We start from the raw sequence: 10,337 nt of genomic DNA, 5'->3' as shown, positions 1-10,337 counted from the left end.
TACTTTTATGGAGTCAGATCATGAAAGTTAACAGGCGCTAGGCTCTAGGAAACAGGGCCTAGCTTATGTAGCTTTATGCCGCGTAACTCTTAACTCTTCTTTGCGCTATGCTCACATGGCACGCCAGTAACATCGCATACCTACCGGCTCTTCGCGCGAAATAAATTTCACGCCTACAAGAAAATTGTAGGGTAATCTTAAGCTGTGATTAGGAAGTTGTTGTTCGGCGCTAAAGCACCTCCTACCTCACATCTCGGTCCTCGCATTTCGCACCTCGAATCTCATACTTCGCATCTCGAATCTCGTACTTCGCACCTTAAAAACACACATCACAATACGGTTGTATTTATTTTAGGAAATAGTTGTCTTTTTCACTATTTATTGGTGGAAATATCAACTATGCTTTTGCGTGAATAATCCATTTTATTGATTTATATGAGGTTATATTGTTGGTTCGATAATTGCTCCAGTCTTTTTACCAACACTTTTAAAGGAAATAAAAATGAAAAATACACTAACGCTTACCCTTCTTGCTGTACTGCTTTTGGTTCTGTATTCACAGTTCACAGAATTAGCCTATAAATTTGGTTTTGCTGAGCTCAAACTAAATGCGGTTTTGGAAAACAGTGAACATATGAAAGTAAAGTGTGATGCATACTCACTAGGCTTTTTTGATGAAATAAAACTTCAAAATAAATTTCAAAAATGCATCAACGATTATGAAGCCAAAGGCTACGAAATCGTGAGCAGAACAGACCAATAATCGTTTCTTGTAGGCGCCATGCTTGCATGGCGCGCCGCTGCATCGCACAGCTGCCAGCGCTTCGCGCGAAATAAATTTCACGCCTACAAAAACTGATGGCTGACGGCTGAAAGCTGACAGCTAGTTCCCCTACCAACTTCCGCTTATTTTCATTACACTGCCTCTATACAAAATAATTATAAAATTGAGAATAATCATGACGTCGAAACTGTTTAAACCTCTTGCTTGTGTATTTGCACTAAGCCTTGTGGGCTGTGGTGGAGGTGAGGTGTTTACTGCCCCTGCTAGTAGTGAGTTTGCCCATGGCAATGAGTTACTAAGTGCCACGGCACTAACCGAGGATGCTAGTCACGCGTTAGTGGCAACCCAATCTGAGGTGTGCGTTTGGGATAATCAGTTAAAAGCGCGTCTATACGATTGTATAACAGGGCAGGGCGCTGAACATGTTGAGCTTGTGGGTTTTAGCGCTAACAAATCTCGTTTTTTCATTTCAAATCGATTATCGGTGACTTTATATGATACTCGCACAGGGCGTAGCATTGGTACTTGGCTCACCGGGCAAGAAATCGCCAGAGACATCGCTATTTCAGCCGTAGGCGATACGTTGGTTATCGCTTATCGTAGCGGCAAGGCTGAGGTAATAAATACCCGTACAGGTGATACTAAGCGTTTTGATATTCATCGCTTAGATATTAATAGCGTGGCGTTATCGGCTGATGGTCAGTGGGCGTTTACCGGCTCGAGCGACAAGTACGTAAAGCTTTGGTCAACGAGCGATGGCAGCACTCGTTTTGAAGAGCGTTTAGCGACCAGAGTGAATCACGTTACTTTAAATAAAACAGCAAGCTTGGGCTTTGCAATTGACTCGGTTGATGATCGTGTATTCTTTGATTTAGCCAAGAAAAAAGAACTATCAGAAGTGGCCTCATACTCTAACTTTATTGAATTCACCGCATCGCAATTTATTAATCAAGATAAATGGCTATTAACGGGCTCGCCAAAAATGAAGATGCGTTTATATCGCGTTGCAGATGGTGAACTAATCGCTGAATACGAAGCTAAACAACAGCGCCAGCGAACGTCGGTTCTGAGTGTGGCTTACGATGGTAAGCAACTATATTCAGAAACCAGTGACGGCCTCTTGCAAGCTTGGCCTTATAAAGCAAATAAAAGCTAAAACAAAAACGCCTACTTGCAGTAGGCGTTTGTTTTTGAGTGCGATTAAATTAGTAATCAAACTTATGCTTGGTAAACAAGCTTTGCACTTGTTGCCAAACTGCACCAGGCTTACCATCGCCAACTAACTTGCCATTTACTTTTACAACTGGGCCAACTTCTTTAGTGGCGCTGGTGATCCATACTTCGTCGGCATCAAGTAACTCGTCTTTACTAATAATGCGCTCTTGCACTTTAAAGTTACTGTAACTGTGAAGAATATTGAGGATTAACCAGCGGGTGATCCCCGGTAAAATTTGGTTATCAAGTGGTGGCGTGCCGATCACACCATCTTTTACTATAAACACATTACTTGAACTTGCTTCGGTAATTTCTTCTAAGCGGTTAAATAGAATGGTTTCTTTGTTGCCCGCTGCTGCACCGTGCTGGAAATGGATCACGTTGCCAAGCAGTGCCGTTGATTTAATATGGCAACGTTGCCAGCGACGGTCTTGCTCAAGTGATACGGTGTAAGTTGTTGCATTGTCGATATCGCTTTTTGGCTCTGCCGGAATTTCAAACGCAAACGCGAATACGGTCGGGGTAATATTAGTTGGGTAGCCGTGGGCTCGTTTAGTGTCGGCGCCGCGGCTAACGTGCAAATAAATCCCTAGATTATCACCTTGGTTTTTCTCGCATAAATCATTACAGATTTTACGCCACCTATCGGCACTGTAATCGAGCTTAATTTCAAGTTCGTTTAAACCGTTATTCATACGCTCAATATGTGCGCCAAAGCCAAGCATTTTGCCTTGGTATGATGGGATCACTTCATAGATGCCATCGCCAAATAAGAAGCCGCGATCCATGGGTGAAATCTTTGCTTCATCAGCGCCAAGGTATTCACCGTTTAGGTATACCGTGCCCATTGTTAAACCTCATTCTCTGTCGTAAAGCCGCCAAGTTGGCGAAGCCGAGTTATTAATTGTTGACCATGCATTGCATGCAGGCCGTCTTCGGTGAGCTCATTTTTATGGGTGACGCCATCGACACTACCGCGCTCACTTAGGTAATGTAAAATGTTGAGTGGCTCAATATCAGCCAACAAATCAGTGTTATGCCAGCGACTTAAAAAGGCAATGAGTCCGTATGCTGCCCAGTTAGATACATCGGCGAGTAACAGCTCATCACAGGTTGTTAAACAAGGAGTGATGTTTAGCGCTTGCATATGCTGTGCAAGGTTACCCATGCCTATTTCGTTACCGCCATCACCAATCGCTATGGTGGGGCAAGGTGCTTCTGTCACAAAAAAATCAAAGCAGCCGCAATGCTCCGAAATATCAATACCGCGCATATTATAATAACGCTGATGCTCGTTAAGCCCCGGGCGTTCTATTGATAAAACACACTCAGGTTTTAGCTGCGCAAGGGCTTTAATGCTAAAAGTGTGTGCATTATCAATGCTATTTATAGGTAGCTCAAAACAGTTAAAGTCATTTTTCAGGGCACTGTAAAGGGGGTTGCCAGTAACCAAAATAGGCTGTTTACCAAGCTTTTCGAGTACCTTGTAAAGTGCAATTGCACCAACCGGACCATCAGTCTCGAAGGTATTGTTGACCGCAAAGCCCGTACCTATCAACACAGTACCTTGTACTTTATAAAGGTATTTTGCTGCGCGTAAATACGTACCCGTTAGTTGTTTTGCGTATAATTGCTGCATACCACGTGGGTTTTGTTCAACCATCATGGTTTCTATGTGTTGGCTGAGCGCAGCGTCGCTTAGGCTTGCTGACATAGTGCTTTGATCTCTTGAATGAGTGCAATACCCGCTTCATTATCGCCATGTACACACAGGCTATCGGCATTAAGTGCCAGCTGCTGACCACTTCGCGTTGTAACTGTGCCATGTGCAACTAACTGTTTTACCTGTGCCATTAGCGCCGCTTTGTCGTGTACGCTGCCCGCTAAAGAACGTGCAACAAGTTTACCTTCGTCTGTGTATTGACGGTCGGCAAAGGCTTCTAAAATGAGTTCTAGTTGCAGATCGTTGGCTTGTACTTTGTGTTTGGCAGCTTGGTTGGTAGCTAAAATCATTAATTTTAATGGTTTTGCATAACTTGCCACTGCGCGCATGACAATATTCAGCGTTTGCTCGTCACTCATCATGTCGTTATACAGTGCGCCATGTGGCTTAACGTATTCGAGCGTTAAACCATGTACTGCAGCCATACCGTCAATTGCAGCAATTTGATAATGCAGGCAATTGGTCAGCTCTTTTTCGCTCATAACCATTGAGCGGCGACCAAAACCTTGCTTATCTGGGTAACTTGGGTGCGCGCCAACCATTACTTTGTGCTGCTTGGCTAGGGCTAGGGTGTTTGCCATCACATCGGCATCGCCAGCATGAAAGCCACAAGCAATATTTGCCATATCAATATGTGGCATAACTTGCTCATCTAAGCCCATTTTCCACATGCCATAGCTTTCACCAAGGTCGCAGTTTAATTTCATCGTCATTTATAACGCTGCCATTTTACTATTTGGAATATCAGTGATCAGCATGTGTCCTGGACTATGCGTGATACAAAAATCAGGAGCCGCGTTGGCAATCGCGACTTGTGGAGTAACACCACAGGCCCAAAATACGGGCACTTCGCCTTCTTTAATGGTCACCGCATCACCAAACTCAGGTTTGTTAATATCTTTAATGCCAATTGCAGCAGGGTCGCCAAAATGCACTGGCGCACCATGTACACTTGGAAAGCGGCTGCAAATTTGGATAGCGCGAATGGCATCGGCAGGTTTCATCGGGCGCATACTCACAACCATATTGGCGTGGAAAATTCCCGCACTCTGGCACGCCATATTAGTCACATACATAGGCACATTCTTTTGCTCGCTGATGTTTCTGATTTCAAGACCTGCGGCAATCAGCGCTTCTTCAAATGAGAACGAGCAACCAATTAAAAAGGTGACTAAATCGTCGCGCCAGTGACTGGTAATATCGGTTACTTCTTCAACCATTTGGCCATGTTTGAAGACGCGGTAACGAGGTAAATCGCTACGAATATCAATGTCTTCACCAACACTTGGCATATCGGCAACGCCCGGTAAGCGACTAGAGGCAATAATTGGGCACGATTTTGGGTTTGCTTGACTAAACTGCAAAAAATCAAACGCGTACTGTTTGGGTAAAATGACTAAATTAGCCTGCACAAAGCCCGGTGCAAAGCCCGATGTATTACCACTGTAATCTCCTGCGCGAACCATTTTTCGTATAGCTGCGGGAGTGGTTAATGATGCATTTTTTTGCATATACCGATCCTTACCAAATGCTTAACTGATAGTTTTACAATAACACTCAGTTCATATCATTAATAGTAACGGGTAGCTGTCCTTTTGCAGGAGCTTTTCCTAGTAATACTTTTGCCAGCGCTGTGAAAGCTGGCCCTGCAATTTTCTCATCAGTATCTACATCAATATTGTAAGCATAAGTAGCAAGTACAGCGTCGCTAAATTTCCCGAATTGGGCAATATCGTAAGGGGCACGTAAGCTTACAAATATAGTCTTCTTATGGGCTAATTTTGCTTGTTTTAGCAATGACTCTAATGCCGCAGATTGGTCGGCTTTAGCAATTGCAAACTCCGGGTTGTCAGCTAAGTCATCCATCCCGCCGACTTCAACAGCACTTTGTTTTGGTGACGCATTGGCGGCAATGATTATATCCGCTTCGTTAATTTCTTTTAATGTTGCAAGCGGCTCATAACCTTGCAAACTTGTGCAGCTAAAGCTGATTAACTTATCGGTGTTGTCAATTAACGCCTGCTGCAGAGCATAGCATTTACGGGTATCTGGCATAATAATATGCACTTTGCTGTTCGATTTAATGCTAAGCGGTAAGGTGTTTTTCTCGTTTTTCACTTCAGTGATAGCAGCTAATGCTAATTCGGCTTCTACTTTTCTATGGCTTTGATCACCGAGTAAAAGCTGCGCTTTTTTGATGGCTGCTTTGTCATCAAGCAACGAAGTGAGCTTAAACTTTTCTTTAAGTTTTAAAATACGTGTAGCAGAAGCACTCATTTCGTTGGCATTTAACGTGCCGCGTTGTACTTCTTGCTCTAATCGCTCAATCAGGGCTTCAAGTACAGCTAAGTCTTTAGGGCTTCTGATTTCGATTGGCATCAGGGCAATATCAACACCCGCTGCAAAGGTATTTACTACCGCTTCAATTGGTTCAAAAAAGTGGCTGATCCCCGCCATATCGAGGGCATCTGTGATCACCACACCTTGATAGCCAAGTTCATCACGTAGCAAGTCGGTGATGATTTTGCGCGACATCGTTGCAGGTTTGATCATGGTTTTGCCTTCTTTACTGACAAACGTGCTGTCGTCGAGGGCGGGGTATTGGATATGTGCAGTCATGATCATACCCGGTTGTTGGTTTTTAATAATTTCTTTAAAAGGGGGTAAGTCTTGCTGCCAAATGGTTTCTTTATCATGCATTACTTTTGGCAGGCCTGTGTGGCTATCTACATTGGTATCGCCATGCCCCGGAAAGTGCTTTAACGATGAAATAACGCCGTTGTTTTCAAACCCAGCTACTTGGGCACCACCTAGTTTTGCAACCAATTGCGGATCTTCACCGTAAGAGCGCACGTTAATAACGGGGTTATCTGGGTTCATGTTTACATCAACCGTGGGTGCATAGTTAACATTAACACCCAGTGCTAATAGTTCGTCGGCAATAATGCGGGCAGACTCAGTCGCGAAGTGGGTACCATGTTCTTTATAGGTCGCGCCAATCGACATGTTACCGGTAAACGATGTACCTACATCACGAGGAATACGGGCAACTCGGCCGCCCTCTTGGTCTATCGAAATAAACAGCGGTAAGCCTAACTCTGACTTAGCAGCGGCTTTTTGTAGGTCATTGTTAAGTTTGATCACTTGCGGCACAGTATCGATATTTTCTGCAAATAAGATCACCCCACCAATGTTATGTTTAGTGATGATATTTGCTAAATCGGCCGGCAGTTCTGTCACCGGTGTACGGCATTTTTGCTCACCAGGGTCTTGCTCGCAGTAATAACGTAGGTCAAGCATGAGCTTTTGCCCTAACTGTTGTTTTAAAGTTAATGCAGACTCAGCAAATGATGATTGTAATGGCATGAAACATCCTAATCCGATAACCAGTGACGATAGTGCAAACTTATTTAACACAGCAAGCTCCAAAGCAAAACGCTTATTTAGTTTTTAGAATAAATTATTCTTGATGTTAATGGGTTTTTAAATATAAATACAGTATTTTTTTGCTACCCTAGCGGTTTTTGAGTCCGACTGCAAAAAGCTAAGTTAGATCACCAAATAGGGCTAATAAGCTTAAGTAACCAAACCTTTATACTGATGAAAAGCGTGGCAAGTTGATAATTTATCAATTTAATGGGTCGCTTTTTAGTACAATTTAAAGTAATAATATATTCCATAATCATCAGCGTAAATATGACAAGCCTGGGGGCGAGATGGCTTTTACTCGATTGCACGCATTTAAACAGCAAATTAAACCTTTTTTACCAGAGTCTGCATTAATAGAAGATTACTCGCGCCGTTATGCGTACGGGACTGACGCTAGCTTTTATCGATTAATCCCTGAGTTAATTGTATTAGTGAGCAATCAAAATCAAGCACGGCAAGTGATCATTACTGCCAACGAGCTACAGGTTCCCATTACTTTTCGCGCCGCTGGCACGAGTTTATCTGGGCAAGCAATTACCGATTCGGTATTAGTTTTATTGTGCGATAGTTGGAGCAAGTTTGAGATTATTGATGACGCCGAGGCAATCCGTTTACAACCGGCGATCATTGGTGCTCGAGTAAATCAAGTATTAGCCCCGTTTGGTAAAAAAATTGGCCCTGATCCCGCTTCAATTAATAGCTGCAAAATAGCCGGAATGGCGGCAAATAATTCATCGGGCATGTGTTGTGGGGTGGCGCAAAACAGCTATCACACAGTAAAAGATATGACCCTCATTTTTGCCGATGGCACTGTGCTAGATACGGCTGATAGCCAAAGCTGTAATGCCTTTTTACAAAGCCATAGTCTTTGGGTTGATGAGCTAATGAGCCTTGTTGATAGCGTAAAGCAAAACCCCGATTTGAGTGAGCGCATCACCCATAAATACCGGTTAAAAAATACCACGGGTTATGGTTTAAATGCGCTGCTGGATTTTTCTGATCCAATCGAAATCATAAAGCACTTAATTATCGGCTCTGAAGGTACCTTAGCTTTTATCGCCGATATCACCTACCACACCGTAGTTGAGCATAAGTACAAACACACAGGTTTCTTTATTTTTGATGACATTAGCCAGGTGTGTGAGCTGGTACAAAGGCTGAGTGAAGTTGATGTTGCGGCCGTTGAGCTGCTAGATAAACGTGCCCTGATGTCGGTATCTGAACACGCCATAATGCCAAAAGAAGTGGCCAGCTACCCAGAGCAGTCAGCGGCACTGTTAATCGAGTTAAGAGCTGAAAATGCACAGGCTCTCGATGTGCTCACTAACATCACCGAACAACTTCTTGCTGAGTTTAAGCAAAGCCAACTGGCAGCGATTGAGTTTTCAGCAGGCAGCGCCCGTAATGCGGCACTTTGGAATATCCGCAAAGGCACCTTTCCTGCGGTTGGCGCAGTGCGCGAAACTGGCACTACTGTGATTATTGAAGATGTTGCCTTTGCTCTTGATAAATTAGCTGAGGGCGTAAATGCGCTGCATCAATTATTTATCAAATATGGTTATGATGAAGCCATTATTTTTGGCCATGCCCTTGCCGGAAATCTGCATTTTGTATTCACCCAAGCTTTCGATACACCAGAGCAAGTAAGCCGATACGAACAATTTATGGCTGATGTGGCGAACTTAGTGGCGGTTGAACTAAAAGGGTCATTAAAAGCTGAGCATGGCACTGGGCGTAACATGGCTCCGTTTGTTGCCACCGAATGGGGAGACGATGGCTTTGCGGTGATGGTTGCGCTTAAAGCATTATTCGATAAACAAAATATTCTTAACCCTGGGGTTATTATAAATCACGACAAAAATGCTCACACTCAGCATTTAAAAGTCATGCCAAAAAGTGATGATATTATCGATACCTGTATTGAATGTGGTTTTTGCGAAGTTGTTTGCCCGTCAAAAGGGCTTAGCTTAACACCGAGGCAGCGTATTACTTTATGGCGACACCGCACCGAGTTACACAATCAATTGCTAACAACCGAAGATTTAGCAAGCAAGCAGAAGTTAAATCAAAAGCTCAGTGTTATCGAGGCCGACTTTAAATACTTAGGTATAGATTCATGCGCGGCAACGGGCCTTTGTGGCCTTAAATGCCCGGTGGGAATAAACACGGGCGAATTTATAAAATCGCTCAGAGCAGAGCAAGCCTCATCGAACAAAGTTGCGCGATCATTATCACGTTTTGCTAGCAAGCATTTTGCGGTTGTTGCTAAGGGTGCACGGTTTGGTTTAACTGTGATGCAGGTGCTCGAAAAAGCAATCGGCAGCAGTAACCTAAGAAGCCTAAGCAAGCCTGCCAATAAGTTGCTTGGTACACCGCTTTATTACTCGGCATGGCCAAGAGCTGAGCAACCAATTAATAAGCAATTCAAGCAGCTCCAACAAACGAAAAAGTTGGTGTATATGCCAAGCTGCGCCAGCCGGATTTTTGCCCCCGATAAGTTTGCGGATGATAAGCGCCCACTGCTAGATGTTATCTATTCACTCGCTGCCAAAGCAGGCTATGAAGTGCTACTTCCGCAACAAGTAGATTCACTTTGTTGCGGTATGCCATTTGCTAGTAAAGGCTTTAATGAAGAGTTTAAAAATAAAAGTAAGCAGTTACTTACTGAGCTCGAGGCGCTTTCAAATAATGGCCAATATCCCATTGTTTTTGATGCCAGCCCTTGTGCACTTACTACTCTTAATACCGCGCAAAATACGGCACTCACAATTTATGAAAGTGCTGATTTTGCAGCCCAACATTTACTGCCTAATTTGCAGGTAACCCCCGTGCAAGAGCCGGTGATGCTCCATGTTACTTGTAGTTCTAAGCGATTAGGTAAAGAGCAAAGCCTAGTATCACTTGCCAAGGCATGTAGTAATGAGGTGATTATTCCAGCTGATATTGAGTGTTGTGGTTTTGCAGGTGATAAGGGCTTTAACTTGCCAGAACTCAATGGCAATGCGTTAAAAACCCTTAAACAACAGGTACCAAAGAACTGTAATCGCGGCGTGTCTAATAGCCGTAGTTGCGAAATTGGTTTAACTGAACACAGTGGCATTAGTTATCAGTCAATTTTGTATCTACTCGATAAGCAAAGCCATGCAATAAAACAGGCTTAATTGCTAATTTGATGAGCCAGTTGCT

8 protein-coding genes are annotated in these 10,337 nt (G+C 43.5%); 3 read left to right on the top strand and 5 right to left on the bottom strand.

Annotation, left to right across the window (positions count from 1 at the left end):
* The first annotated feature begins 502 nt into the window (after nucleotides 1-502).
* Both CWC02_RS14650 and CWC02_RS14645 read left to right on the top strand, forming a co-directional pair.
* Nucleotides 503-763: a hypothetical protein gene (locus CWC02_RS14650; protein ID WP_138600123.1), complete on the top strand. Its 261-nt coding sequence runs from the start codon at nucleotides 503-505 to the stop codon at nucleotides 761-763.
* Nucleotides 764-959: 196 nt separating this feature from the next.
* Nucleotides 960-1,940, top strand: coding sequence for a WD40 repeat domain-containing protein (locus CWC02_RS14645; RefSeq protein WP_138619028.1), 981 nt, complete (start codon nucleotides 960-962; stop codon nucleotides 1,938-1,940).
* Between the two features lie 49 nt (nucleotides 1,941-1,989).
* Here CWC02_RS14645 and CWC02_RS14640 read toward each other — a convergent pair whose 3' ends face one another.
* The 5 genes from CWC02_RS14640 to CWC02_RS14620 are packed head-to-tail and all read right to left on the bottom strand — an operon-like array spanning nucleotide 1,990 to nucleotide 7,088.
* Nucleotides 1,990-2,847: an aminotransferase class IV gene (locus tag CWC02_RS14640; protein ID WP_138619026.1), complete on the bottom strand. Its 858-nt coding sequence runs from the start codon at nucleotides 2,845-2,847 to the stop codon at nucleotides 1,990-1,992.
* A 2-nt stretch (nucleotides 2,848-2,849) separates the two neighbouring features.
* A complete protein-coding gene (locus CWC02_RS14635) occupies nucleotides 2,850-3,713 on the bottom strand; it encodes a glutamate cyclase domain-containing protein (protein WP_138619024.1) in 864 nt (287 codons plus the stop codon).
* Nucleotides 3,698-4,429: a 5-oxoprolinase subunit PxpA gene (locus CWC02_RS14630; protein ID WP_138619034.1), complete on the bottom strand. Its 732-nt coding sequence runs from the start codon at nucleotides 4,427-4,429 to the stop codon at nucleotides 3,698-3,700. The genes CWC02_RS14635 and CWC02_RS14630 overlap by 16 nt, the downstream gene beginning before the upstream one ends.
* A gap of 6 nt (nucleotides 4,430-4,435) precedes the next feature.
* Complete coding sequence (locus CWC02_RS14625) at nucleotides 4,436-5,233, bottom strand: putative hydro-lyase (RefSeq protein ID WP_138619022.1); 798 nt, start codon at nucleotides 5,231-5,233, stop codon at nucleotides 4,436-4,438.
* 46 nt (nucleotides 5,234-5,279) lie between these two features.
* On the bottom strand, nucleotides 5,280-7,088 hold the full coding sequence (locus tag CWC02_RS14620; protein WP_138619020.1) for a glycoside hydrolase family 3 protein: 1,809 nt from the start codon (nucleotides 7,086-7,088) through the stop codon (nucleotides 5,280-5,282).
* A 350-nt stretch (nucleotides 7,089-7,438) separates the two neighbouring features.
* Between CWC02_RS14620 and CWC02_RS14615 the strand changes: the two genes are divergently transcribed.
* Complete coding sequence (locus CWC02_RS14615) at nucleotides 7,439-10,312, top strand: FAD-binding and (Fe-S)-binding domain-containing protein (RefSeq protein ID WP_138619018.1); 2,874 nt, start codon at nucleotides 7,439-7,441, stop codon at nucleotides 10,310-10,312.
* The last annotated feature ends 25 nt before the right edge of the window (nucleotides 10,313-10,337 follow it).

Origin of the sequence: Pseudoalteromonas sp. S2721, from assembly GCF_005887425.1 — a bacterium.
Lineage (GTDB): Bacteria > Pseudomonadota > Gammaproteobacteria > Enterobacterales > Alteromonadaceae > Pseudoalteromonas > Pseudoalteromonas simplex.
The sequence above is the reverse complement of the archived record's forward strand: the minus strand, read 5'-3'. Positions and strand labels throughout refer to the sequence as shown.

Bases quoted from the DNA above. Each gene is read 5' to 3' on its own strand.
- CWC02_RS14650 (WP_138600123.1), top strand. From the start codon at position 503: ATGAAAAATACACTAACGCTTACCCTTCTTGCTGTACTGCTTTTGGTT.
- CWC02_RS14645 (WP_138619028.1), top strand. From the start codon at position 960: ATGACGTCGAAACTGTTTAAACCTCTTGCTTGTGTATTTGCACTAAGC.
- CWC02_RS14640 (WP_138619026.1), bottom strand. From the start codon at position 2,847: ATGGGCACGGTATACCTAAACGGTGAATACCTTGGCGCTGATGAAGCA.
- CWC02_RS14635 (WP_138619024.1), bottom strand. From the start codon at position 3,713: ATGTCAGCAAGCCTAAGCGACGCTGCGCTCAGCCAACACATAGAAACC.
- CWC02_RS14630 (WP_138619034.1), bottom strand. From the start codon at position 4,429: ATGAAATTAAACTGCGACCTTGGTGAAAGCTATGGCATGTGGAAAATG.
- CWC02_RS14625 (WP_138619022.1), bottom strand. From the start codon at position 5,233: ATGCAAAAAAATGCATCATTAACCACTCCCGCAGCTATACGAAAAATG.
- CWC02_RS14620 (WP_138619020.1), bottom strand. From the start codon at position 7,088: ATGCCATTACAATCATCATTTGCTGAGTCTGCATTAACTTTAAAACAA.
- CWC02_RS14615 (WP_138619018.1), top strand. From the start codon at position 7,439: ATGGCTTTTACTCGATTGCACGCATTTAAACAGCAAATTAAACCTTTT.